The organism is Pseudomonas sp. 58 R 3, from assembly GCF_900006605.1.
Classification (GTDB): domain Bacteria; phylum Pseudomonadota; class Gammaproteobacteria; order Pseudomonadales; family Pseudomonadaceae; genus Aquipseudomonas; species Aquipseudomonas salomonii.
Genome location: NZ_CVTT01000083.1, coordinates 1 through 25312 on the forward strand (window position 1 = coordinate 1; position 25312 = coordinate 25312).

The 25312-nt window shown below is 60.1% G+C and carries 26 protein-coding genes; 7 read left to right on the forward strand and 19 right to left on the reverse strand.

Annotated elements, in window-relative coordinates; all coding sequences use genetic code 11:
- On the forward strand, window positions 1–1940 hold a 1940-nt coding region (locus BFP92_RS26350; RefSeq protein WP_170875874.1), incomplete at its 5' end, for an RHS repeat-associated core domain-containing protein.
- A complete protein-coding gene (locus BFP92_RS26355; RefSeq protein ID WP_065931761.1) occupies window positions 1937–2347 on the forward strand; it encodes a DUF6896 domain-containing protein in 411 nt (136 codons plus the stop codon). The genes BFP92_RS26350 and BFP92_RS26355, both read left to right, overlap by 4 nt.
- Before the next feature lie 59 nt (window positions 2348–2406).
- Here the strand turns inward: BFP92_RS26355 and BFP92_RS26360 are convergent, their stop codons facing one another.
- From BFP92_RS26360 to BFP92_RS26395, 8 genes are all read right to left on the reverse strand, one after another.
- Window positions 2407–3939 (reverse strand): sodium:solute symporter family protein, encoded by a 1533-nt coding sequence (locus BFP92_RS26360; RefSeq protein ID WP_065931762.1) that lies wholly within the window; start codon window positions 3937–3939, stop codon window positions 2407–2409.
- Window positions 3939–4190 (reverse strand): hypothetical protein, encoded by a 252-nt coding sequence (locus BFP92_RS26365; protein ID WP_065931763.1) that lies wholly within the window; start codon window positions 4188–4190, stop codon window positions 3939–3941. The genes BFP92_RS26360 and BFP92_RS26365 overlap by 1 nt, the downstream gene beginning before the upstream one ends.
- Window positions 4191–4323: 133 nt before the next feature.
- A complete protein-coding gene (locus BFP92_RS26370) occupies window positions 4324–5259 on the reverse strand; it encodes a choline kinase family protein (RefSeq protein ID WP_065931764.1) in 936 nt (311 codons plus the stop codon).
- Window positions 5256–6212 carry an aminoglycoside phosphotransferase family protein gene (locus BFP92_RS26375; RefSeq protein WP_065931765.1) on the reverse strand — a complete coding sequence of 319 codons (957 nt, stop codon included), beginning with the start codon at window positions 6210–6212 and terminating at the stop codon, window positions 5256–5258. The genes BFP92_RS26370 and BFP92_RS26375 overlap by 4 nt, the downstream gene beginning before the upstream one ends.
- 8 nt (window positions 6213–6220) lie before the next feature.
- On the reverse strand, window positions 6221–7501 hold the full coding sequence (locus BFP92_RS26380; RefSeq protein ID WP_065931766.1) for a Zn-dependent hydrolase: 1281 nt from the start codon (window positions 7499–7501) through the stop codon (window positions 6221–6223).
- Window positions 7479–8237, reverse strand: a complete 759-nt coding sequence (locus tag BFP92_RS26385; protein WP_017134612.1) for a DeoR/GlpR family DNA-binding transcription regulator — start codon at window positions 8235–8237, stop codon at window positions 7479–7481. The genes BFP92_RS26380 and BFP92_RS26385 overlap by 23 nt, the downstream gene beginning before the upstream one ends.
- 221 nt (window positions 8238–8458) lie before the next feature.
- Entirely contained in the window at window positions 8459–9859 is a 1401-nt protein-coding gene (locus BFP92_RS26390) for an amidase (protein WP_065931804.1), read from the reverse strand.
- 131 nt (window positions 9860–9990) lie between these two features.
- Window positions 9991–10428 carry a DUF3995 domain-containing protein gene (locus BFP92_RS26395; RefSeq protein ID WP_017134614.1) on the reverse strand — a complete coding sequence of 146 codons (438 nt, stop codon included), beginning with the start codon at window positions 10426–10428 and terminating at the stop codon, window positions 9991–9993.
- Between the two features lie 92 nt (window positions 10429–10520).
- On the opposite strand from BFP92_RS26395, the gene BFP92_RS26400 reads away from it, so the two are divergent.
- Window positions 10521–10910 (forward strand): DUF2946 domain-containing protein, encoded by a 390-nt coding sequence (locus tag BFP92_RS26400; protein ID WP_065931767.1) that lies wholly within the window; start codon window positions 10521–10523, stop codon window positions 10908–10910.
- Window positions 10911–11004: 94 nt separating this feature from the next.
- A complete protein-coding gene (locus BFP92_RS26405; protein WP_065931768.1) occupies window positions 11005–13131 on the forward strand; it encodes a TonB-dependent receptor in 2127 nt (708 codons plus the stop codon).
- Between the two features lie 142 nt (window positions 13132–13273).
- Here the strand turns inward: BFP92_RS26405 and BFP92_RS26410 are convergent, their stop codons facing one another.
- Together BFP92_RS26410 and BFP92_RS26415 are read right to left on the reverse strand one after the other, a co-directional pair.
- On the reverse strand, window positions 13274–14293 hold the full coding sequence (locus BFP92_RS26410; RefSeq protein WP_065931769.1) for an ABC transporter substrate-binding protein: 1020 nt from the start codon (window positions 14291–14293) through the stop codon (window positions 13274–13276).
- Window positions 14294–14425: 132 nt separating this feature from the next.
- Window positions 14426–14875 (reverse strand): hypothetical protein, encoded by a 450-nt coding sequence (locus tag BFP92_RS26415; protein WP_050547738.1) that lies wholly within the window; start codon window positions 14873–14875, stop codon window positions 14426–14428.
- A 407-nt stretch (window positions 14876–15282) separates the two neighbouring features.
- Between BFP92_RS26415 and BFP92_RS26420 the strand changes: the two genes are divergently transcribed.
- The 3 genes from BFP92_RS26420 to BFP92_RS26430 all read left to right on the forward strand — a co-directional run bounded on the left by BFP92_RS26420 (window position 15283) and on the right by BFP92_RS26430 (window position 16227).
- Complete coding sequence (locus tag BFP92_RS26420) at window positions 15283–15546, forward strand: hypothetical protein (protein ID WP_065931770.1); 264 nt, start codon at window positions 15283–15285, stop codon at window positions 15544–15546.
- Window positions 15547–15682: 136 nt separating this feature from the next.
- Window positions 15683–15913: a hypothetical protein gene (locus BFP92_RS26425; RefSeq protein WP_065931771.1), complete on the forward strand. Its 231-nt coding sequence runs from the start codon at window positions 15683–15685 to the stop codon at window positions 15911–15913.
- Between the two features lie 77 nt (window positions 15914–15990).
- The gene (locus tag BFP92_RS26430) at window positions 15991–16227 is read left to right on the forward strand and encodes a DUF2789 domain-containing protein (RefSeq protein ID WP_065931772.1); all 237 of its coding nucleotides are present in this window, start codon (window positions 15991–15993) and stop codon (window positions 16225–16227) included.
- Window positions 16228–16233: 6 nt separating this feature from the next.
- On the opposite strand, the gene BFP92_RS26435 is transcribed toward BFP92_RS26430, so the two are convergent.
- The 9 genes from BFP92_RS26435 to BFP92_RS26470 all read right to left on the reverse strand — a co-directional run bounded on the left by BFP92_RS26435 (window position 16234) and on the right by BFP92_RS26470 (window position 25310).
- Window positions 16234–16437 (reverse strand): hypothetical protein, encoded by a 204-nt coding sequence (locus BFP92_RS26435; protein ID WP_017136429.1) that lies wholly within the window; start codon window positions 16435–16437, stop codon window positions 16234–16236.
- 114 nt (window positions 16438–16551) lie between these two features.
- Window positions 16552–18147, reverse strand: coding sequence for a methyl-accepting chemotaxis protein (locus tag BFP92_RS26440; RefSeq protein ID WP_065931773.1), 1596 nt, complete (start codon window positions 18145–18147; stop codon window positions 16552–16554).
- Window positions 18148–18328: 181 nt separating this feature from the next.
- The gene (locus BFP92_RS26445) at window positions 18329–18733 is read right to left on the reverse strand and encodes a TraR/DksA family transcriptional regulator (protein WP_003191666.1); all 405 of its coding nucleotides are present in this window, start codon (window positions 18731–18733) and stop codon (window positions 18329–18331) included.
- 424 nt (window positions 18734–19157) lie between these two features.
- Window positions 19158–20180: an ABC transporter permease gene (locus tag BFP92_RS26450; protein WP_026013640.1), complete on the reverse strand. Its 1023-nt coding sequence runs from the start codon at window positions 20178–20180 to the stop codon at window positions 19158–19160.
- A gap of 31 nt (window positions 20181–20211) precedes the next feature.
- Window positions 20212–21765, reverse strand: coding sequence for a sugar ABC transporter ATP-binding protein (locus BFP92_RS26455; RefSeq protein ID WP_065931774.1), 1554 nt, complete (start codon window positions 21763–21765; stop codon window positions 20212–20214).
- A gap of 65 nt (window positions 21766–21830) precedes the next feature.
- On the reverse strand, window positions 21831–22760 hold the full coding sequence (locus tag BFP92_RS26460; RefSeq protein WP_065931775.1) for a sugar ABC transporter substrate-binding protein: 930 nt from the start codon (window positions 22758–22760) through the stop codon (window positions 21831–21833).
- 48 nt (window positions 22761–22808) lie between these two features.
- A complete protein-coding gene (locus BFP92_RS31860; RefSeq protein WP_163005443.1) occupies window positions 22809–22985 on the reverse strand; it encodes a hypothetical protein in 177 nt (58 codons plus the stop codon).
- Between the two features lie 127 nt (window positions 22986–23112).
- Window positions 23113–24141: a Gfo/Idh/MocA family protein gene (locus tag BFP92_RS26465; protein ID WP_065931776.1), complete on the reverse strand. Its 1029-nt coding sequence runs from the start codon at window positions 24139–24141 to the stop codon at window positions 23113–23115.
- A gap of 158 nt (window positions 24142–24299) precedes the next feature.
- Complete coding sequence (locus tag BFP92_RS26470) at window positions 24300–25310, reverse strand: bifunctional inositol 2-dehydrogenase/D-chiro-inositol 1-dehydrogenase (protein WP_056859439.1); 1011 nt, start codon at window positions 25308–25310, stop codon at window positions 24300–24302.
- Window positions 25311–25312 lie beyond the last annotated feature (2 nt).

Sequence of the window (25312 nt, forward strand, 5' to 3'; positions counted from 1 at the left end):
ACGGCAGCCACGTTAAGTATCGCTACGACAATGCGCGCCTGCTGCTGACCTCCATCGAAAACGAGGCAGGCGAAACCTACCGGCTCGATTACCATCCCAGTGGCCTGATCCGGCAGGAAATCGGTTTTGACGGCCAGCGCACGGCCTATGTGTATGACCTCAACGGCAACCTGGCGGAGAAAACCGAACACGGCGACGACGGCAGCCAGCTCGTTACCCGCTACGAGCGAGACCACGCCGGGCGCCTCGTAAGAAAAACACTGCCAGACGGCAATGTTGTCGACTATGCCTACGACGGCCAAGGCAATCTCCTCAGCGTCGACGACGGCCACTGGGCGCTCGCCTACGAATACGACCCACAAAACCGCCTCACTGCCGAACACCAAGGCTGGGGCACATTGCGCTATGCCTACGATGCCTGCGGCCAACTTAAAAACCTGCGCCTGCCGGACAACAACCGCGTTACCTTCAACCACAACAAAGGCGGCCACCTTTCCACCGTCGAACTGAACGGCGAAACCCTCACCTCCCACCTGTTCAAAACCGGCCGCGAGCACCAACGCCAACAAGGCCAGCTCCTGAGCCACTACCACTACGACGACCAGAACCGCCTGCACGCCCACGCCGTCAGCCAACAGCAACACACCCTCTACCAACGCCAATACGACTACGACAACGCTGGCAACCTCACCCGCCTGCTCGACACCCGCAAAGGCGAACACCACTACCACTACGACCCCCTCGCCCGCCTGACCCGCGCCGACCACTCGCAAGACGTACAGGAACGCTTCGGCCACGACCCGGCCGGCAACCTGCTCATGCAAGACCGCCCCGGCCCGGACATCGTGGCGGGGAATCGGTTGATGATCCAAGGCGATCATCATTACGACTACGACGCCTTCGGCAATTTGATCCGACAGCGGCGTGGCAAGGGTCATCAGCTCGTTACGGAATACCGCTACGACTGCCAGCATCGGTTGGTGGGTATTACTCAACCAAACGGGCAAACCGCCAGCTACCGCTACGACCCGTTTGGGCGGCGGATCAGCAAAACCGTTAACGACATAACCACGGAGTTTTTCTGGCAAGGCGACAAGCTGGTAGCTGAACACCACGCGGATCGGCATCGCAGCTATCTATACGAGCCAGACAGTTTTCGGCCGCTAGCACTACTGGAAGGTTTTGGCCCAGAAGACACCAAGCCCTTCCACTACCAACTCGACCACCTCGGCACGCCACAGGAACTCACAAACCCCAAAGGCGAAATCGTCTGGTCCGCGCACTACCGCGCCTACGGCGAAATTTCCCGCCTAGACGTCAGAAAAATCGACAACCCGCTGCGCTTTCAGGGCCAATATTTCGATGCGGAAAGCGGGCTGCACTACAACCGCCATCGCTACTACAATCCGGATATTGGTCGCTACCTGACGCCGGATCCGGTGAAGCTGGCGGGTGGGATTAATGCGTACCGGTATGTGCCCAATCCAACGGGGTGGGTCGATCCGCTGGGCCTAAGTACTTGCCCTGGTGAGGACGGTTGCAAACCACAGATCAGTGCAGACGACCCAATCCACGTAGCCGCAGTGGATGAAGGGCTTCCGTCGACTCCGCTTATTCATGGAGTTAACGCGACTACGTTAAATCGCACACACAGCATTGAAGGAAAACGCTCAACCAAACGAGTTGAAGATATCGCCCGTAGTATGCGAAGTAACGGCTATGACGTAAAAAAGCCCATTGACGTAGTTGAACATAACGAGCGGAGGTATATTGTTGATGGTCACCATCGAGCTTCAGCCGCAAGACAAACCCATACACCGGTAACCATTAGGCTGATCGAAAACATAAATAGTCACGAAAGCTCGTTTAGCAGCGCTAAAGATGTGATAGATGCCTCAAATGCAGTTGGACTTGATCGATTGGAGAAACCCAGACGATGAAAACCCAGACCCTGGAAAATTTGATCACCGAATATTTAATACAGGTAAAAAAAGCAACAGATTTGCTCGAACGCTCATTCGGAACTAAAAATCTGCTAAGCCTTTGGCGATCCAAGAAGATCCCGCAAAGAGGGAACGTCACCAATGATGTGACTTACGAGCTGCATGGCATTGGCTGTAGAGTTTACCTGTCCGAGATATGTGTCGACTTTGATTACGGTCCGAATGATCGGGTAGACGGCTTCGATCCCTGGCGGTTATATACATACGCCTGCGAAGTACCGCAAAAATATAAGAAATACACCAACCAAAACAGGCTCGAGCGTGAGTTCGATGAGTATTTGAAAGAAGGAAAGGCCATAAAAATCAATGACTCTGCGTCTGACTTATACTTTTTGCGCAAGTGACTGTATGAAAACCCGTCATAGGAAAGAACGGGGCCACTCACCGCAGCCCCTATCCATTCTCAACTCATAACCGGCGCACCCTCCACCTGCACCCCACGCCCACTCGCCGCCATCTCAAACAACCCCTCCACCCGCGCTTGCTCCACCGCGCTCGGCTTGATCACCAGCGCACACACCAGAAAAATCGCGGCATTCACCACCAGCCCCACAATCCCGCTGGTCAACGACCCCAGCGCGGGGATGTCATCCGGGTACAGTGTGGTCAGCACAATCGCCACTACAATCCCCGCCAACATGCCGGCAATCGCTCCTTGCTTGTTGCCACGGCGGCTGAAGATGCCGAAGAACAGCGGCACGGCCAGTTGAATGATGCCCTGGTAGGAGATCTGCGCGAGTAATTGCAGGCGCGAATAATCGAAGGTCAGGTAGGCCAGCACCGAGGCGGCGACGATAAACACCACCATGCCGGCCTTGGCCAGTACGGTGAGTTGGCGGTCGGTGCGTGGGGTGTTCCAGGTGGCCAGGTCGTTGGCGAACTGGGTGCCGCAGACCTGCACGCAGCCGTCGACGTGGCCGATGCTGGCGGCCAGTACGATGACAATGGCCAGCGCCAGCAGCCAGGGCCCGCCAATGTCGAACAGCGAGAGGAACCAGCCTTGTTGCGGGTGGGCCAGCACGTTGGGGTCCTGGCTGATGGCGGCGGCGAACAGCATGAGGATGCCGTAGAAGCCGCCTACCAGCAGCATGGTGTACAGCGTGCCCTTTTTCACCGCGCGCACGCCGCTGGCGGTGTAGATGCGCTGGAAGCTCATCGGCCAGCACATCGAGCCGATCACGCCGGTGAAGATCAGGCTGAACATGTACATCGGGCCATAACCGCTGCCGGTGGCGCCGGGGATTTGCAGCATTTTTTCCGGTAATTGCGCGAGGTTGGAAAACGCGGCCTGATCGCCGAACAGCAGGAACACGCAGACCCCGGCGCACACCACGTAGGCGATCAGGCCCTGGAACATGTCGGTCATGATCAACCCGCGCATGCCCATGCTCACGGTCCAGTATTGGCGGATCAGTACCACCGCCACGCCTGCGAACAGGCAGGTGGTGACGCCCCAGCGGCCAAAGCTGGCGAACTGGAACAGCATCGCCAGGGCCTGGATGCCCATCACCACCCAGGGAAACACCGAGATGATGCCGATAATCGAGGCGACCCGTTTGACCGCCGGGCTGCCGAAGCGCATGCCCAGCAGGTCCGGCTGGGTGCGCAGGTTGAAGCGTTTGCCCCAGGTCCAGGCGCGGCTGGCCATCAGGTACATCGCGGTCACGCCCAGGGTCGCATAGACCATGCCGTAGAAACCCAGGGCGCCGCCGACGCTCAGCGCAAAAAACGCGGTGAAGGTCGAGCCCGGCCACCAGGAGTTGGTGTAGCACATGGCGATATACCACGGCCCATAGGAGCGCCCGCCAACGGCGTAATCGGAAAAACTGGTGCTTTCGCGGTTGGTGGCATAGAGCACGGCGATCATCCCGGCCAGGAACAGGCAAATCACACCGAAGGTAATCAACAAGTGGGCATCGCTGCTGGTGCTGATCATCACACGCCCTCCTCGTCAGGAATGTCACCGGCCTTGAGTTCGGCCAGATACAACCCCCACACCCCAAGGGCGGCGAGTACGGCAATGGCGATCCAATAGAAGATCGGCAGCGGGATGCCTACCACCAAGGCGCGGCTGCCACTCACGCTCAAGTAAAACGGCGGGAATAACGCCAGCATCAACAACAGGAAAAAGTAGCCGCCAAAGATCTGGTTTCTCAGGCGTGCGGGTGACGCGCTTGCAGGTTTCATGATGAAGGGTGCTCCTTGAATTTCTGGATCGGTTTGTTGTGTGATCAATCAAAAAATCAAGCAGTGAAACGTCAGCGCAAACCAGCGCCAAAAGAGCTACAGGGTGACGCGTCGTTATTGTGCTGGCGCAGGCTCAGGCCTGTCTTAGCCAGGTTTCCCATTGCGAATCATTGATCACGCTACGGGCGCGCATGTGCTTCCAGGCACCGTATTTGTAGAAGTCGAAATCCAGCTGCGACACCGCGTGCTGGACCATCGCCCAGGTCGACCATTTGATGTCGGCCAGGGCCTTGTGCAATTTGATCCGCGCCAGGCGTTGCGGGGTGACCTGGCCGAAATAGTCTTCGATCAGCGCCAGTTCCATCTCGTCGGTGAAGAACATCTCGCCAAACCACAGCGCCAGTTCGTAATGACGGTCGTTGTTGGAAGCGTATTCAAAGTCCACCAGGCGAATCTGGCGTCGGTCATTGAGCATGAAATTGCCCGCCAGCGTGTCGTTCATGCACGGCGCCAGGTCGATGCCCGACGCTTGCAACGCGCCACGCGCGCGGTCGCACTGACGGCGCAGCCAGGCGTCATCACTGGGCGTGCAGCCGTGCAGTTCTTCGACCTGGCGCTGATGCTCGGCAATCATGTCGAACACGGTTTTGGTCTGGCACAGCGGCGACTGGTCGTTGAACGCCTTCAGCGCATGCAAGGCGTTATGGCGCACATCGCGGTCGAGAAAGTCCTGATTCGAAGAGGCTCGCCAGCCTTCCATGAACTCGAAGACCTCAACGCCGAACTCTTCGAGGAAGGCGAACACCGGCGCGCCATAGCCGGTTTGCGCGGCCTTGACGCTGGCGTCATGGGCGGTGCGCCGGTCGATAAACATCTCGGTGCCGGCACCGGGTACTTTGAAGAAGTAGGCGGTGTCGAGCCCGCTGACCTCGACCCGCCAGTTGCTGTTGGAGATCCCGCCGCTGACCGGCTCGTAACGAATGCCCGAACCGCCCCAATCGCGCACGCCGCGCACGGCGGCCTCCAATTGGCATTCCTGAGGCGTACAGGCCTCACCCATTGCTTTCATGCCTGCCCCTCCTGTACCTGCCGTAACCAACTTTCAAACCGCGGGTCTTGCAAGCTTTGCCGGCAACGCAGCAAGGTCCACTGCCCCACCTTGGAAAACTCCAAAGGCCGCGTCGAAGTCGCGCCGACCCACAAGCCCCACAGCGACCAGTACCAATCATTGATCAGCGCGTAGAGGCGGCAGCGGGCGTAATCGCACTCGCGACACTCACCGGCCCACGCCTTGATGCCGTCACGCCACTGGCTTTCGAAGGCATACAACTCGTTGAGGCTGAGGGCCACGTCGTACCAGGGGTCAAAGCAGCCCGCGTAGTCGAAGTCGATCAATTGCAGCGCGCCGCCGGGGCCGATCATCACATTGCTCGCCAGCCCATCGCCGTGCAAGGGCACGCAGGTGCCGGGGTTCAATTGCAGCGCGGTCCAGGCCAGATCGATGCAGGTTTCAATCCACCCATGATCAGCGGGCAAGCCCACGCCATCACGGCTGCACAGCTCACGCAGGCGCTGGATATCCTGCAGCGGCGAGCGGTTGAAGCCCGGTGAAGTGCCGACGTGCAACTGCCGCTTCAAGGCCCACAGCGCTTGCAGGCGCTGGGGTTGCAGCAACTCATCGAGCCGTGCCCAACGCCATTCGTGGGCCGGCAAGGCATCCAGCAGCAACACACCCGCGGCTACGTCCACCAGGCGCACGCCGGGGGTTACGTCACAGTCAGCCGCCAGTTGGGTGGCGCGGCCGGTGCGCTCGATGTCGATCAGCGCGCGCATGTCGTCGTGCAGCACTTTGGCGTAGCACCGGCCCCAGGGCGCCGTGAGATGAAAGCCGGTCCACTCGGTGGCCAGGCGTATCGGCGAGGCGATACCGGCCGTGCCGTCCATGACCTCGACATGGGCGGACAGGCCGGCGGACTCCAGGGCGCCCATCAGGCGCGACAGTGCATCAGTACGGTTGGACATGGCGTCCCTCACCGGTAAGCGTTGGGGGAAGTACAGGCGCAATGCAGCAGCGCCGTCAGCATCTGCAGGCCGGTGCGCATGTCGCGGTCGTGGGTGAACTCCGCCTCGTTATGGGACACGCCGTTGCTGCTCGGAATGAACAACAGGCACGCCGGGTAATGCCGGCCGAGGCTGATGGCGTCGTGGCCGGAGACCGTAACACTGTTGCCGACGGCCAGCCCCAGCTGTTGACCGACACCGTAGGCCAATTCGGCAAAACCAGGGTGCAACGTGATCGGCGCACGCAAGGCTCGGCTTTCGACTTCGTAAGTGGTTGCGGTCGAGGCGGCGACGGCCTTGAGGCTGGCATCCAGCCGATAACCGGCAACCGCCAGCAATGCCGTGTCCGGCGAGCGGTATTCCACATGCAGGGTGACGCGCGACGGCACTACGTTGGGCGAGTTGGGGTAAATTTCCAGGCGCCCTACCGAGCTGTGAAACTGCAGCCCGTGCACGTCCGCTTCGGCGCGCACGGTGGTTATCGCATGGGCCGCCGCGAGCAAGGCATCCTTGCGGGCGGCCATCGGGGTTGGGCCGGTGTGGTTCTGTTCGCCGTCGAAACGGATACGCTGTTTGAGCGCCGCCCAGGTTTCACGCACTACGCCGATGTCCAGGCCTTGGCTTTCGAGGCCATCGCTTTGTTCAACGTGGATTTCCACGTAACCGGCCACCTTCAATTCAACCAGGCCGTCGCCCAGATAACCGATCGCTTGCAGCGCATCCTTGAGGCGAATGCCGTCGCCGTCGCGGCATTCCCAGGCGTCGTGCAGCGCCAGGTCGCCGGTAAACACACTGCTGCCGATCAGGCTGGGTTGAAAGCGCGCGCCTTCTTCGTTGGTCCAGTTGACCACCGCCAGGTTGCACGCCGGGGTTTCGCCGCGCGCGTGCAGTTGGCGCGCCAGGCTGGCGACGGCCACTGCGCCGGCCAACACCCCATAGATACCGTCGAAACGCCCTGCGCTGGGCTGGCTGTCCAAGTGTGAGCCGCACAGCACATAGGGAGCGTCCGGGTTGAAGGTGATCAGCCCGAACAGATTGCCGATGGCGTCTACCCGCACTTCGAAACCGCGTTCGCGCAGCCACGCACTGAACAGGTCACGCACTGCGCCGTCTTCGGCCGACGCGGCCAGGCGGTGCAAGCCACCTGCCGGTGTCGCGCCGATGGCCGAGCTGTCGCGAAACAGCGTCTCGAACGCCTCGATGTCCGCCTCACTGGGAGACAGCCACTCAGGGGTAAAGGATGTCGACATGGGCGTGCTCCAGGCAGGTCGCAAACTCCGCGGACGGAGGGCGATTGGTGACCAAAGTGGTGATGGCGCTGAACGGCAGAGTGTTGATGAACGTGCGATGGCCGAACTTGGCGTCGTCCGCGAGGATGACGCTGCGCAGGCAGTGCTGGGTCAGGGTGCGGCGCAGCAGCGCCTCGGGCTCCTGGTAGTCCATGAAGCCCAACTGCAGGTCCACGGCGCCGATGCCCATGAAGGCGATGTCGTAGTGGAACTGGCGGACGAATTCCAGGGTGTGGGCGCCGATCAGCGCGTTGTCATTACGGCGCACATCGCCGGGCACCACCAGCACCTGGTTACTGCTTTGCTGGGTGATCAACTGCGCGATGTCCAGCGAGTTGGTGATGATGCGCAGTTGGCTGAAACCGATCAATTGCTGGGCCAGGGCCAAGGTCGAGGTGCCGGTATCGAGAAACAGCACCATGCCCTCGCTGACCAGTTTGGCAGCACAGACAGCCATGCGCGTCTTGGCCTGGGCCTTGATGCGGGTGCGCACTTGCAGCGGTTGTTCTTCGTTCAGCCTGGGCAGGATCGCGCCGCCATGGATGCGACGCAACTTGCCGGCCTCCTCCAGGTATTTGAAGTCGCGCCGAATGGTTTCTTCGCTGACAAACAGCGCTTGCGCCAGGTCCGACGCCTTGACGCGCTGATGTTGGGTGAGCATGAGCATGATTTCGTCGAGACGTGGCTGATTGAGCATAAAGGGAGCATTCCAAGGCAAATTCGAGCCGCCAGTATCGCGCGCTTTGCGCCCACCACGGTACGCGGCATGCACCGCTCCGGCAGGGAGAAAAGCACGATTGACGGCGGTTGATCGGGTCACGGGTACCTCTCACTCATAACGGTGTGAAAGGGCAGAAACACTACAAAAGGATCTGTCCAGGGCAGGCTTCTAACGAGCCGGCTCCACGGGTAATCAGGTCAGGACAACAAAGGAGGCAGGTGCTGATCCCAAGGCGCAATGGCCTCCACTGCAGCGCAGAACTGCAACACCTGGGCGTCGGCAAAGCGCGGGCCGACCACTTGCAGACCAATCGGCAAGCCGCTCGGGCTGAAGCCGCAAGGCAAGCTCGCGGCGGGGTTGCCGGTGATATTGAACGGGTAGGTAAAAGGCGTCCAACGTGCCCAGGGCACCGCGCCGTCTGCGCCCGGCCAGCCGTCGGGCGCCACCTGGTCGGCGGCGAACGGCAGGGTTGGCAGCGTCGGCAGTAGCAACACGTCGTAATCGTTAAACAGCGCGTGCACCTGGTTGGCGAACTGCGCCCGCTGCTGCACGGCCTTGAGGTAGGCACCGAGGTCGTACTCGCCCGCGCGCTGGATCAACGCGGCAAAGCCTGGGTCCAGTTGGTCGAGGCGATCGGCCAGGGCTTTGCCGTAGGCAATACCGCGCCCGCCGACCCATAGGGTTTCGAACGTGGCGAGAGGGTCCTGCCAGTCCACTTCCAGGGTGGTCACGGTGACCGGCAAACGTTCCGCCAGGTTGTACACGGCGGCCTCGACGCTAGCGGCGATGACCGGGTCGACCGGGGTGTTGAACAATGTCGGGCAATACGCCACCCGCAGCGGCCCCAGTGGCTGGTCGCAGCGTGCCAGGCAGGATTCGGTCAAGGCCGGCAAAGCCTGGTGATCCAGCGGGTCTGGCCCGGAAAGAATGTCGAATAATAAGGCGCTGTCGCGCACCGTGCGCGTGATCGGCCCGGCATGGCTGAGCATTTCGGTGGCCGACCATGGCCAGGTCGGAATGCGGCCCAAGGAGCCCTTCATCGCGAACGCTCCGCAGAACGCGGCCGGAATGCGCACCGACCCACCGCCATCGGAGCCCAGCGTGCCTGGCACCATACGTGCGGCCACGGCAATCGCCGAGCCGGAGCTGGAGCCGCCGCTGGTGAGGTGTGGGTTCCAGGGATTGCGGCCGTTGCCGAACACGCGCGACGTGCTGGCGCCGGTCCAGCCGAATTCGGTGGTGGCGGTTTTGCCGAGGATAATTGCGCCGGCGTCCTTGAGGCGGCGAATGATCGGCGCATCCTGGCTGGGCACGTGCTCAAGCCCCGTCAACGAGCCTCGGGTGGTGCGCAGGCCGGCGGTGGAAAACAGGTCCTTTATCCCAAAAGGCACGCCGTGCAACGGGCCACGCAACTGCCCTGCCCTGGCCTCTTCGGTCAGCGCCTGTGCTTGCGCCAATGCCGCGTCGGCGTATACGTCGCCAAACGCATTGAGTGTGGGATTGTGGATTTCGATTGCGTGCAGGCTTTGCTCGACCAGGTGTACCGCAGACAGCGTGCCCGAACGAATGGCCTCGGCAGCGGCGATCACAGTGGGCATCAAGAGGTCGGTGTTCATTGAGTATCCTGGGCCGTCTGCACATGAGTCCGGTGGGTACGTCAATAAACGCCCACGCCTGGTGGCGTGTCAAGTGGGTTTTGTTGAGTATGTGGTTTTTGTGTGTTTTGTTATCAATTCCACGCCACGATCAACAAACCCGCACCCAATACCAGGCACAGGGGTGAGTAGAAGTAGGTGTCCAGACGGGCAAATCGCGAGCCGCTCACCTTCTTGAAAAAGCCCACCAGTTCCGAATCGCCAATCGCCCTCGCGAACATTACCAAGGCAATCGCACTGATGCCCCATTGCAGAGCGCCGTGGGACACCGGCGAAAAATACAACCCGGCCCGCAGGCACACCAGCAAGGCAATCGCCACCAAGCCCATCGCCACCAGAAACGTGCCCAACGCCGATGGTTTGAACGCCGGCCGCGGCCCCTGGGCAAACTCGCCGGGCAATTCGGGGATGGCGGCCAGGCTGCCGAGCTTGCCGCCGGCGGCCCAGTACAGATGCACCATGCTGATGCAGGTAAAAATCGCGACGATCCAGCGTGCGACGAAAAAGCTCATGGCAGGCGCTCCCTTAAATGTGCGAATGAGGATAGTCGGCCTGAGATTTTTTGTAGGCATTTCGTCGGCGGCTGATGGTAAAGTGCCGCCCCATGAAAATCGCCCGTGCCGACCGCTCACTCATTGCCTGGATGCTGTATTGCTGCGTCCTGTTCAATGTGTTCGCGTGCAGCATGGGTCATGGGCAGATGCTGGGCATGCAGCTCAACGGCATCGGCGGCCAGTTCTGTACGGTCGACCCGCGCACCCAGGCGCCTGCGCAGAACACCTCCACCGACGAGAACCTGCCGACGCTGTCCAAAGCGTTCGGCTGCCCACTGTGCTCGACCGGCGGCATGGGCCCGGCACTCAGTTCCAGCCTCAATATAGCGGTGTTGCCGCAACCCCACGCGCCACCGCCGGCGGTGGTGCTTGCCGCTGATATTCCTGCCCGCTTCACCTGGCCCACGGCCAACCCGCGCGCGCCTCCCGCTTTCGCCTGATTCCTGCGCTTTCTGATCTGCACTGGCCAACGTTCCCAACGGGAATACGTGCGGCTGTGCGTTGTTTTCAAGCCAAGATTTTCAGGATTCAACCATGAAACATTTACCCTTGTTGGCGGGCCTGTTCGGCTGCCTGCCGGTCTGTGCCTGGGCGCTTGAGCTGGCCCCCACCACCATTGATGGCGAACAAACCGGCGAACCGGGCCTGGCCCTGGACCAATCCAGCGGCACGGCCTCACGCCTGGGTTTAAGCCTGCGCGAAACCCCGGCGTCGGTGGCCATTGCCAACCGCAACGACATTGAGCGCCATGGCGCCAAGACCTTCCGCGATGCGGCCAACACCTTGCCCGGCGTCAACGCCAGTGCGCCGCCGGGGTTTGGCGGGTTTGTGTCCTATCGTGGTTTTACCAGCAGCCAGATCACCCAGATGTTCAACGGTATCAACGTCGCCACCGGCCTGGCGCGACCGGTGGATGCGTGGATCTATGACCGAGTGGAGCTGGTCGGGGGTCCGTCCTCCCTGATCAACGGCGCCGGCTCCGTGGGCGGCTCGCTCAACTACGTGACCAAGCTGGCCACCCGTGAGGAACAAGCCGCCGAAGGCCAGCTCAGCTATGGCAGCTACGACACTGCCGGCATGGCCTTTGGCCTCAACCACGCCCTGACCGAACCGGGCGCCGAGGTGCAGCACTACGCCCGCCTGGATGTGAGCCGCAATACCAACCACAGCTACATTGACCGCGACCAGCGCGATGCCTGGAGCCTGGCGTTTTCCTTGCTCAGCGACCTCACCCCCAACCTGTCCCACACCCTGGCCCTGGAATACCAGGATGAACATGAAGACAGCCCGTATTGGGGCACGCCGGTGCTCAACCCCAAGGCGGGTGAGTTGAAAATCGACAAGCACAACCGCTTCAACAACTACAACGTCGCCGACGGTCGTTACGAGCAACGCACGCTCTGGGTGCGCTCGATCATCGACTACCGGATCAACGACAGCACCACACTGAAAAACACCCTGTATCACCTGGACAGCCAGCGCGACTACCGCAACCTGGAAACTTACCAGTACAACGCCGACAACAGTGCGGTAAACCGTTCGACCGCCTACCAGGTGCGCCATCAGGGCGAGCAGCATGGCAACCAGTTCGAGCTGCGCCATGACGCCAGCGTGTTCGGCCTGTCGACCACCTGGTCCGGTGGTTTCGAATACAAGGTCAACAGCACCACCAACAACCCTTTGAATGTACCCGGCAACAGCACAGTGGACCCGAACAGCTACAACCCCGGGCACTTCTATGACATTCCGGGCACCAAGCCAGGTTTTGTCAAAGACAAGACCAACGAGGTCACCACCAAAGCCTTGTTTGTGGAGAACCGTCTTGGGCTCACCGACAAGCTCTCGCTGCTGACGGGCCTGCGTTACGACGCCATCGACCTGGACGTGACCAACCATCGCGTGATCACCGCCACCAACCCACGGCACTTCAAGCGCAGCTGGGAACCGGTGACCGGCCGCGTGGGCCTGACGTATCAGTTCATCCCATCGGCCAATGTGTACGTGCAATACAGCACCGCAGCGGAGCAGCCCTCCACTACAACGCAAGTGTTCGACGTGTCGACCGGCAAACAGTGGGAAGTCGGCAGCAAGTTCGACTACCTCGACGGTCGCGGTTCGGCCACCGTCGCCGCCTACAGGATCGAGCGCAAGGACTTTGCCGTCACCGACCCGCTGGACCCGAACAACAGCATCCCGGTGGGTGCACAGACCTCCAAGGGCATCGAGCTGGCCAGCTCGTTACGCATCACGCCACGGCTGCTGGCCGAAGGCAACGTTGCCTGGGTGGACGCCGAGTACGATGACTTCAACGAGAAAATCGCCAGCGGCGCGGTGGTGTCGCGCAAGGGCAATACGCCCACCAACGTGCCCAATCGTGTGGGTAACCTGTGGCTGACGTATGATTTTGCCGAGGATTGGCAAGGCGGTGTGGATGCGCGGTATGTGGCCCAGGTGTATGCCGATAATGCCAACACCCAGACGGTGCCGGCCTATACGCTGTTCGGCACGTTCCTGCGTTACAAGGTGGATTCACATACCTCGGTGACCGGGCGGGTGCGTAACCTGACCAATGAGGTGTATGCCGAGTTTGCGCATGTGTCGCCGGCTTACTATTTGGGCTCGCCGAGGACGTTTGAGTTGGCCGTACAAACCCGATTCTAAACCTGCAATGCAATAAAAAATGTGGGAGCGGGCTTGCTCGCGAATGCGGTGGTTCAGTCAATCTATCCAGTGACAGACACACCGCATTCGCGAGCAAGCCCGCTCCCACATTTGGATCTTTATACGATAGAAAGAGCTGCGGTTACTTCAGGCTCGCCTCAACCTTCTGCGCCACCTCCGGCGTCAACCACGCTTTCCACACTTCAGGATGTTCCTTGAGGAACACCTGCGCCACCTCACGCGGTGCCGTGTGATTTTCACTCATCGCCGCCAGGGCTTTATTCAACGGTTCGATCGGGAACTGCACCTTGGTAAAGAACTCGGCAATCTGCGGCTGCGCCTGCTGGAACGGTGTCGACACACCGATGCTCAGCTTGGACGCCAACGAGCGGGTCGGCCGTGGGTTGGGGTTGTCTGCATCGGTCAGGGTCTTCCAGGCATCGGCGTCAAATGGCGGTTCTTCCAGCTGGATCAACTTGTAGCGGCCCATCAAGGGTGTTGGCGACCAGTAGTAGAACAGCACCGGCTTGCCCCGGCGAATCGACGACGCAATCTCCGCATCCAGCGCCGCACCCGAGCCGCTGCGGAAGTTCACATAGCTGTCGTTCAAGCCATAAGCCTTGAGCTTCTGCGCATTGACCACTTCCGAGGTCCAGCCGATCGGGCTGTTGAGAAAGCGCCCTTTGCCGGGCGACTCCGGGTCTTTGAACACGTCCTTGTAACGCGCCAGGTCCTGCACGGTCTTGAGGTCCGGCGCCAGCGGCTTGAGGCCTTTGGCCGGGTCGCCCTTGACCACGTATTCCGGCACCCACCAACCTTCGGTGGCGCCCTTGACCGTATCGCCCAGGCCGATGACTTTGCCTTCGGCTTCGGCCTTGATCCACACCGGGCTGCGGCCGGCCCATTCTTCGCCGATCACCTGGATGTCATTTTTCGCCAGCGCGGTTTCCAGGGTGATGGTGGTACCGGGCAACGTATCGGTGGGCAGGTCATAGCCCTTTTCGACGATAAAGCGCAGCACCTCGGTGATCAGGCTGCCGCTTTCCCAGTTCAGGTCGGCAAAGTGCACCGGCGTTTGCGCAGCCGATACCGGCAACGACAGACTCATGGTCGTCAGCGCCGCAGCCGCAGCCGCAACCACCCGGGTTCTCAATCCTTTCATGCCTTTGCACCTCGCATTTTCACAGCCATAGCGGGCGGCTTTGCTGCGGATGCGCGAAGCCTCTGAATAGTTAAGTCAACTCAACTGTAGTAGAGGTTCCGGAGGAGCAAAAATACACAGAGTGTTTAGCAGTTACTCACTGGCCTTGAACGTCACCAGTTCACCCTTGCGCCATTTGGCGGCCTTGCCGGTCACGGCCTTGAGGGTTTTGGTCAAGCCTTCCTGCAACTGTTCATTGGCGGCGAACACCAGCATCACGCTGTGGCCTTCCTTGAACACGATGCCCTGGCCTTCGGTCGACGAAACAAAGGCGTAATCGCCCAAGCCATACACCGTCAACTTGATGTCGCGAAACTTCAATTCGAACTTGCCGCCTTCACGGCTAGGCAACACGGCGGCACGAAAATGGTCACCGACCTTGAGTTCCAGGCGCGGCTTGTCATCCACGACCAGCGCCGATTCGGTATCGATCTCGGCGATGTAAATGCCTTCCGGCGTCTGTTCAGTGATGTAAACGAAACGGGATTGAAACTGCTTGACCAACTTTGCGCGCAAATCACCCAGCACGAATAACGCGTGCATATCCAGATTACTGACTGCCAAGGAAACGCCCCCACATCAAAAAAGGCACTGACCGCCGGAGCGGGCAGCACAAAAAAACGGCCGTTACGGCTCGATCACACATTCGTAAAAAGCTGAAGAAAACCTGCCGCCACGCCATAAGACTAGTACAGAGATGCACGATGGACCTTATGCAAGGTCATCAGGCGACACAGCAAATCACAGGTTCAGCCGCCCGAGAACTCGGACCGACCCACTTCAGAGAATAACCCGGTTAAAAACGCGATTTCCGACAGCCTACACATTACATAACACCCGGAATGGAACCAGGCATCGGCTGCCAACGACAATACTAAAACAGCAACCCGGTTCAAAACCACTCGAAACGCTGCTGGCAAGTCCACAAGATCGATCGACAGGAGCTGAGCATGCAACCACGTCAACACGCCGTTATGTCGTCCCGCACTCGTTCATCATGTCCCGACGAGCGCCAATACTACTGCTTACATAACCCCAACGGGTACTCCAATTGCGTTCTTTACCAAGTAGTACCGGCCGGGCGCAATTTCTTTCATATCCTGGAAGTGACCAGCGGCAGGATCAAAGGCTTTCGCAGCACGCACTCGAAGGCCTGTGAATTGGCCAAACAGCTCGAAGCCAGCCTGAATGCAATTCACGGCGCGATGGTTTAGTCACCCGCGTGACTTTACTGCGCCGCCGCCCTTCAACTACTGCCATACTGACCCGCCCATTGAAATGTGTCCCTTGCGGGTCGCAATTCATCAGTGCAGTGACCTTGATGCAGTTAACTTGAAGGGAAGGCAACACGTGACGGAATTTGATATTGGCGAATTTTTCATCCATGGCGATGCGCGGGAAGTAGACGGTGAGTTTCAAGCGGTGATCATTATGCGAGCCAAACCACCGTTGACCGCGGTCACCACGCATCAGGTCGAAAAAGATCGTTGGTTCAAAACCGCCGACGCTGCGGCCATTGCCGGCAAAGATGCCGCCAAGGCGCTGAAGTCCGCCGTGGATTCAGGTGCACTCAATTCCTGACCTGTGTAAATCCTGAACTCTGTCGCGTCCAAGGCCTCACATGCACAACATCCCTCACCTTGCATGGAGATCCCACCATGGACGCGCCAATCCCAACGCTTGAAACCCTGTTTGAACAACTCGGCCTGGACTCGACACCCGAAGCCATCGACGCGTTTATCGTCGCGCATCCGCTGCCTGAAGACGTGAAGCTGATCGACGCCCCCTTCTGGTCGCCACAACAAGCGGCGTTTCTCAAGGAAGAACTGCGCGACGACGCCGAATGGGCAATTGCGGTGGATGAGCTGAACCAGCGCCTGCACCAGCCCCAATAACACGCCTCAATGCAGGCTGTCTGACTGTTCCAGGTGCATCAGCGCCTGCCAGGCAGCCCTGCACTCCTCGGCTTCACTGCGGCTGGCGAATGCCGTGCCGCGTTGCTCGCCGTTGAGCAACACCACCCAGCAGGCTTTCTGGCCCAGCGCACGCAGGGTTTCGGGAACACCGCTGCCGATCATTACGGCGACATCGACCTTGTTTTGCATGGAGCTTCTCCGCAACATTAGTTAGCTACCTAACAATGTTGGCCATGCTACGGTTTTATTCCCGTTGGAAAAAGCTATCCCCGGAATAGCTCCATTGCATAAACAGTAACAATCCTAATGCCCAGCCTTGGCCCCTTCCGGTTTATAGCCCAGGCGCAAGCCACCCCAATGCCGCCCCTTGACCATGATCGGCACCGACAAATCGTGCATCAGTTCCCCGGTGTCGCGGGTATAGGTCTGCAACAGCACCGCTTGCTGATGGCTGCCGCAACGAATGCCGGTACGGTCGTCAAACTTGCGTTTGGTACGGTTCTGCACGGCGTCAACCTGTGCATCGCCGGTCAGGGCGTGGGAGAACGCCTTGTTATGCGTGGGCACATAGCCCTGCGGTGTGCAGGCAATCGCGAACACCAGCCCCTCATGACGCGGCAGCAATGCCTCCTGGATCGCCGGCAGCACTTGGTCGGTATAGCCATCAAAGCGCGTGTGGTATTTGCTCGGTTGGGTGTTGGGGATGGGGGTGTAGCTGCGGTCGAACAGGTCTTCCAGGCTGATGCGGTTTTGCAGGATGTCAGCCTCGAATTGCGCACCAATACGGCTCGCCCCTTCACGGGCCAGGTCGTAGATGCGCTGGTGATAGTCATCCAGCCCGACTTCAGCCAGGCGTTCACTGATGGTTTCGGCCTGCCCTTCCATCTGCACCGCGACCTCGGCCAGTTGCCGCGTCTGCTGGTCGCTCACCGATAGATCGCTGCGCATCTGCTCGACCGCGTGAAACAGGCTGTCAAGTTGCGCGCGGTTGGTGTCGGTGCCTTGGGCGATCTCGTTGACCTGCCCTTCTACGCCAGCGGCCAGGCTGGCGATATTTTCCAGGTGCTCACCCGCCTGCTCCACCTGCTCGACGCCGATGTGCAAGTCGGCGGACAGTTGACGAATCTGCTCCACGACCTGGGCGGTGCGTTGTTGAATATCGGCGACCATCACGCCGACCTCATCCGTCGCCGTGGCCGTACGCCCGGCCAGGCCACGCACTTCATCGGCCACTACGGCAAAGCCGCGCCCGTGCTCACCGGCGCGCGCCGCTTCAATGGCGGCGTTCAGCGCGAGCAAGTTAGTCTGGCTGGCAATGGACTGGATCACCAGGGTCACACGCTGGATCTCTTCACTGCGCTGGCTCAGCGCTTCGATCAACTCTCGGCTGGCATTGGCGCGCAGGCGCAGTTGGTGCATGCGGGTGATCGATTGGGCCAACACTTCGCGCCCTTCCGTGCTGCGCTGGTGCGCCTGGCTGGCCGCGCCCAAGGCCTGCCGGCTGAGTTCAGAGGTGACTTGCTCGGTGTCGATCATCACTTCGGCGCTGCTGACAATTTGCTTGGCGGCGCCTAATTGCGATTGCACGCGCGCGGCCAGTTGCTTGACCGAATAGGCCACGCCGGCAGCGGAAAGCGCGTTATGACTGGTGGTGTAGGAAAGATCGCGAGTCAGCTCACCCAGTGCATCAATCGCCAGGGGCGGCGCGACACCCGGCACTCGGGCTTTGAGCGCAGGCAGCCAGATCACCAGCAAAGCCAGTGGCAGGCAAAGGTACAGCGGCAAACCGGCAAACGAGAGGCCCAGCAAAACCAGCACCAGCGCGGTGCTCTGCATAAGCGGCGTCAGCCAGCCGGGCAGCACACGCACCACCGATTGCGGTGGCGCTGCTGCGCCCATCAGAGATCCGTCTCCAGCCATCGTCGTCACCCCACTGTTTGTCGTTATTGTTGCTGCATTAAACGCCACTATAGAGCCATTATCCATGGGCCTTTCGTGGGGGGCTTGCAGCAGATCAATAGACAGGGGCGTAACGGGTGTTTCTTCGGGCATCACAGCTGCGATGCCCGACTTCAGCGGATCAGGCCTGGCGCTGGTGCTTGTCGATCTGCTCGTGGCGCTCTTGCGCTTCGATGCAGTATTTGGTGGTCGGGCTGATCAGCAGGCGCTTGAGGCCGATAGGCTCGCCGCTGTCATCGCACCAGCCAAAAGAATCTTCCTTGATGCGCTCCAGGGCACGCTCAAGCTGCGGCAGCATGCGCTGGTCGCGGTCGATGGCGTTTACCAGCCAGGTGCGCTCTTCTTCCACAGAGGCAGCGTCAGCCGGGTCCGCCGGGGTGTCCAGGCTTTCGATGGCGATGCGGTTCTGCTCAATGCGCTCGTGGTGTTCCACTTTCATGTCTTGCAGCAACTTCTCGAAAAAAGCGTGCTGTTCGGCATTCATGTAGTCATCCGCCGGCATGGCCAGCAACTTTTCCTTTGTCATTGATTTCTCTATAAAAAATACGTGCATTAAGGCGAATAAGGGAGCGTTCCGGCAGACCTTCGCAGGCCTCGGAAAGGCGCCGTCCATTTCAAGCGCCACCCGGCACTCAATTTACGAGGGGCGGCAGTCTAAGGCCGACTTGAGGGCTCAGCAACTGAAAAGACAGGCAATTTTTCCCAATTAACCCCCAAAGGCACCAGGACGGGCTTGGCGAACGGTTATCGGAGTGCGTTTATAGCAAGAAATTCAGTGCTGTGGAGCTATATAGAAGACAAACGGTTAGAACTGATGCGTACAGATCCAAATGTGGGAGCGGGCTTGCTCGCGAATGCTGAGTGTCAGGCAGTACACCTGGCACTGATACACCGCCTTCGCGAGCAAGCCCGCTCCCACATTTTGCTTCTCTGCCAGCTGCAAATCCGCTTCAGCGCTTGAGCTTGCGCTTGTTGCGGTACTGGTCGATCACCACCGCAATCACGATGATCAAGCCCTTGATGATGTCCTGGATATACGCATCCACCCCCACAAAGGTAAACCCGCTGGCCATCACCCCGAGGATCAGCGCGCCGATCACGGTGCCGGTGATGCGCCCTACCCCGCCTGCCAGGCTGGTGCCGCCGATCACGGCCGCCGCAATCGCATCCAGCTCATAGGACATGCCCATGCCGGCCTGGCCGGTGGCAGCCCGTGCCGAGGCCACCACACCGGCCAGGCCCGCCAGCAGACCGGCGATGCTGTAGACGATGATCAGGTGACGCTTGACGTTGATCCCCGAGGTGCGCGCCGCCTGCATGTTGCCGCCGATAGCGTAGGTGTACTTGCCGTACTTGGTGTAACGCAGGGCGATATGGAAGATCACCGCCACCACCAAAAAGATGATCACCGGCATCGCACCATGACCGATGGCCGTGTACGAATCCGAGAGCATGCTCACCGGCTGGCCTTCGGTGTAGTAGCGCGCCAGGCCACGGGCCGAGACCATCATGCCCAGGGTCGCAATAAACGGCGGAATGCCGGTCACTGCGATGATACTGCCGTTGATTGCCCCCGCCAGCAGCCCGACACCCAGGCCCATGGCCACCGGAATCCACACCGGCAAGTCGGTCAGGCTGGGAAACACCGCCCGGGAAAAGTCCGAGGTTTGCGCCAGGCTGGCGGCGATCATCGCCGATAACGCCAACACCGAGCCGGACGACAGGTCGATACCGGTGGTGATGATCACCTGGGTCACGCCAATCGCCAGCAGGCCGATGATCGACACTTGCAGAATCATCAGCACCAGACGCTGGGAGTTCATCAGGAAGCTCTGGTCGCGCACGATCCAGCCGAACAGTTCAAACACCAGGCCGATGCCGATCAACACCAGGAAGATACTCAGCTCGGTGGGTAAACGCCGACGGTGCTTGACCGGTGCCGTGGCAGGCTTGTTGTCTGTTATTGCGTTCATAGCCAATCACCTTCTTATTCTGTGCGGTTCGTCAGTGGACTACGGTCATACCGGAAGCCAGCTGCATGACTTTTTCCTGGGTCGCATCGGCGCGGTCCAGGGTGCCCATCAGTTCGCCTTCGTGCATCACCATCACCCGGTCGCTCATGCCCAGCACTTCCGGCAGCTCCGAGGAAATCATGATCACCGCCATGCCTTCGCTGGCGAGGAAGGAAATCAAGCGATAGATCTCGGCCTTGGCGCCCACGTCGATGCCGCGTGTCGGCTCGTCGAGGATCAGCAGGCGCGGGTTGGTCATCAGCCAGCGCGCCAACAAGGCTTTTTGCTGGTTGCCGCCGGACAGGGTGTCGATGCACTGCTCCAGGGACGGGGTTTTCACCCGCAGCTTCTTGCACATGTCTTCGCACAGCGCGCGCAGGGCTTTCTGCTGGATAAAACCGTTACCCGAGTAATGCGGCAACACGGCCATCTCCATGTTCTCCAGCACCGACAGGCACGGGAACAGGCCACTGAGCTTGCGGTCCTCGGTCAACAGCGCAAAACCTTTCTCGATGGCCATGTGCGGGTCGGTGATGCGCACCGCTTTGCCGTCAAGGGTGATCTGGCCGCTGGAACTTGGCGTGATGCCGAAAATGGTCTCCGCCACGTTGGTACGCCCCGAGCCCATCAACCCGGCGATGCCGAGAATTTCACCGGCATGCAGGTCGAACGATACGTCCTTGAACACGCCGTCCAGGCTCAAGTCGCGCACCGACAAGAGCAAATCGCCGATGGGCGTCTCGCGCACCGGGAACAACTGGCTCAGTTCGCGACCGACCATCATCGAAATCAGGCTATCGCTGTTCATGCTGTCGGCACGCTGCAGGCCGATGTACTGGCCGTCGCGGAACACCGCCACTTCGTCGGCGATGGCAAACACTTCGTTCATTTTGTGCGTGATGTAGACGATGCCTTTGCCCTGAGACTTGAGGTCGGCAATGATCGAAAACAGGTGGGCCACTTCCTTTTCGGTAATGGCTGAAGTCGGTTCATCCATGATCAGGATGTCGGAGTCGTAGGACACCGCCTTGGCAATTTCGACCATCTGCCGCTCGGCGATGCTGAGGTTGCCGACCTGTTCTTCCGGGTCCAGGTTGATGCGCAAACGGGCCAGTAACTCGGCGGTGCAGCGGTGCATTTCGCGGTGGTTGACCATGTGCAGGCTGTTAAGCTGCTCGCGGCCGATCCAGATGTTCTCGGCGATGCTCATGTGCGGCATCAGGTTGAGCTCCTGGTGGATCATCGCGATCCCGGCCTTCTGCGCCGCCAGCGGTGTTTCAAACACAATCGGTTTGCCGCGCAGGCGGATTTCACCGGCGTCGGGCTGGTAGATGCCGGCGATGATTTTCATCAACGTCGACTTGCCCGCACCGTTCTCGCCCATCAGCGCCAGTACCGAACCGGGGCGCACGCGCAGTTGCACATCGGCCAGGGCCACGACGCCGGGAAAGCCTTTGCTGATGTTGACGATTTCCAGCAGGTAGGGTTCTTCCGGCAGCGCGGGCTGGAGACCGGGGGGCTGCGAGACAGTGGCTTGAGCGAGCATAGAAAAGTACCTCGACTGCAGGGCGACCGTGGCCGCCCTGCCGGCTTATTGTTGTTGTGTGCGGGCTACTTGAAGTCTTTGACGTTGTCCGGCGTGATCAACTGGAACGGGATCACCACGTTCTGCTCGATGGGCTCGTTTTTAGCCATCTTGCGCGCGGTCTCCACCGACTTGTCGGCCTGGCCTTTGGCGTCCTGGAAGGCCGACACGGTCATGTCACCCTTGGTGATCGCATTGAGACCGTCCGGGGTGCCGTCGACGCCGGCGATCAACACGCCTTTTTTGCCCGCCGACTTCAGCGCCATGGATGCACCGATGGCCATCTCGTCATTGTTGGCCAGTACCGCGTCAAAATCGCGGCCCTGGGTCAGCCAGTCGTTGACCAGGGTCATGCCCTTGTCACGCAACCAGATGCCGGTCTGTTCCTGCTCGATCTTGATGCCCGGGTACTTGGTCAACACTTCCTTCACGCCCTTGGTGCGGTTGGTAGTGGAGTTGTTCGCCAGGTCGCCCAACAGAATCACAATGTTGCCCTTGCCGCCGAGTTTTTCGGCGATGTATTGCATCTGCAGTTTGCCGGCCTCGACGTCATCGGACACCACTGCTGCCACGCCTGGGGCCAGAGTCGGGCTGTCCGGGCGGCGGTTGACGAACACCAGCGGGATTTTCGCCGCGGTGGCGGCCTTGATGATGTTGGCGGTCGATGCGGTGTCCACCGGGTTGACGATAATCGCGTCGACCTTCTGGCTGATGAAGTTTTCGACCTGGCTCAGTTGCTTGACCACGTCGGCGCGGGCATCTTCAAACTGCAATTGCACACCATCGCCCTTGGGATAGGACTTGGCTTGCTTGTCCATGTCCTCACGCAGATAGGTCAGGAAGGTGTCATCAAAGGCGGACATGGTCACGCCAATCTTGAGGTCGGCGGCCGAGGCAAAACCACTGGCCAGCAACATGGACAGGGCCAGCGCGGTAAAACGGATCGGGGTCTTCATGAACGGTCTGTCTCCACTTTCTTGTTGGTTTTTTGGACGTTGCGTTTATCAGCGTTCGGCAGGCAGTCGAACCACCGGTGCCCCCGGGATGCAGCAGACCAGCGCGCCGTGGTTTTCGACACACAGCACATTAAGGAAGGAGAAGTAGAACGGCCGGGCGCGGGGCAGACCGCGTGGCGCTGAGGCAGGGCGTAAAACTCGCAGTACAGCGTTGAAGATTTTCATCTGACGGTACCTGGTTGTTTTTGATCTTGTTTTTGTTGAGCCGTGCGAATCGAGTTCGAACGTACTTTATGCAACCTGGAAAAGACTGTATTAGAAAATAATTTCCATATCAACCTGTTTTAGAATTTTATTCTATTTTTGTCGAAACCACCTGCTGGCGCTCGGCGCTGAGGCGTGCGGCGTCCAATATACGAGTGGTTTCCAGCGCATCATAGGCGCTGACCGGCAGCGGCCCCTGCCCATGTACGGCCAGTTGCAACTGGCGATAGAACTGCGTCCAGCAGCCCTTCTCGGACGGCACCCGCTCGCGTTCTTCACCTTGCTCAAACCAGCCCCAGCGTCGATGCTCCTCGGCGCCCCAGTGCTCGCCTTCGGTTTTCGGTGACTTGCCGGCCATCAGTGCGTCTTCCTGGCCGTCCAGCCCATCGACGGTGTAACACCCCAGGGTGCCGCTGACGCGAAAACGCGGGGCCTGGCTGTTTTGCAGGGCGTTACCCCACAAATGGGAAATCACGCCATTGGCGTGGGTCAGGGACACAAAGAAGCCGTGATCGAGGGTCGGGTGTTCAGGGCTGAACTGCAATTGCGCGAATACCCGGTCCACCGGGCCGAACAATTGCAGCGCCTGGTCTACCAAGTGGCTGCCCAGGTCACGCAACCAGCCGCCGCCGCTGGCGTTGCCGACGGCCTGCGGGCTGTAGCGTTCGACGCGGGATTCAAAGCGTGTGATCTCACCCAGTGCACCGGCGTCGATCAACTTGCGCAGGGTCAGGTAATCCGAATCCCAGCGGCGATTCTGGTAGACGCTGAGCAGCGAGCCCTGGCGCTCGGCGGCGGTAATCAGCGCCTGGGCCTGTTCGGCGTTACTGGCGAAGGGTTTGTCGCTGACCACCGCCACGCCGTGCTCGATGGCTTCCAGCACCAGCGCCGGGCGGCCTTTGAGGGTGGTGGAAATCACCAGCGCATCCACGCCGGCTTCGACGATCTGGCCAATACTGTCAAAGGCCCTTACGCCCGGAAGGTCGGCACTCAATTGCTGGCGGCGCTCCGCTGAACGGGTCACCACGCCAACAAAAGTCGCACCGGGCAAGGTTGCAATCAGCGGCGCATGAAAGAAGCGCCCTCCGTGGCCGTAGCCGACTAGTCCGATTCGCATAGTTCACTCCTTAATATGAAGTGCAAACCCAATCAAAAATGTGGGAGCGGGCTTGCTCGCGAATGCGGTATGTCAGACATAAATGCTTTAACTGATACACCGCATTCGCGAGCAAGCCCGCTCCCACACTGACTGCATTCCACCCGTCAGATTGTGATTCAGCCGTAAAAGTGCGGACGCTCCGGCAAGCTCACCTTCACGATCTGCTCACTGTTCTGCGCCTCGATGCACGCATCCGCCGCCACTGCCGCCGCAAACCCGTCCCAGGCCGAAGGCCCGCCGACCTGGCCGGCACGCACGCTGTCGATAAACGCCTGCAATTCCACGTCGTAAGCCCCGATAAACCGGTCCTTCCAGTCCATCAAAATGGCATTCGACAGCTTCGCGCCACTGCGCATTTGCACCTGCGAAGGCTCCGGCAGTTTGGCAATGCCAGTCTCCCCCACCACTTCACACTGGATGTCGTAGCCGTACTGGCAGTTCACGAACACTTCCACATCGATGCGCGTGCCCTTGGCGGTTTCCAGCAGCACGATCTGCGGGTCGCGCAGGTGGGCCAGGGCTTTGCTCGATTTGCGCGGGAACACCACCTGCACCGACACATAGTCATCGTTGAGCAACCAACGCAACACATCCAGCTCGTGGATCAAGGTGTCGGTGATCGCCATATCGGTCTTGTAGTTCTCGCCCACCGTCGGGTTGCGGTGCGCGCAATGCAGCATCAGTGGCTCGCCGATCTGGCCGCTGTCGATCACGGCCTTGAGGGCGCGATAACCCTCGTCATACGGGCGCATAAAGCCCACTTGCACCAGGCGCTTGCCATAGGCCAGTTCAGCGTCGACGATCTTGCGGCAACCTTGCGCCGTCACCGCCAGCGGTTTTTCGCAGAACACCGGCTTGCCGGCGGCGATGGCGGCCAGTACGAACTCTTCGTGGCTCGGCCCCCAGGACGTGACGAGAATGGCTTCAACCTGCGGCGAGTTGATCAGCGCGTGGCCATCGGCGTAGACCTCGGCGGCAAGCTTCAAATCAGCGACGACCTTGGCGGCTTGCTCAAGGTTGATGTCGGTCACCGCCACCACCTGGCTATTGAGCAAGGTCTGGCTGCAACGACGGATATGGTCACGGCCGATAGCGCCAGTGCCAATCACTCCAAGCTTTAACGACATAC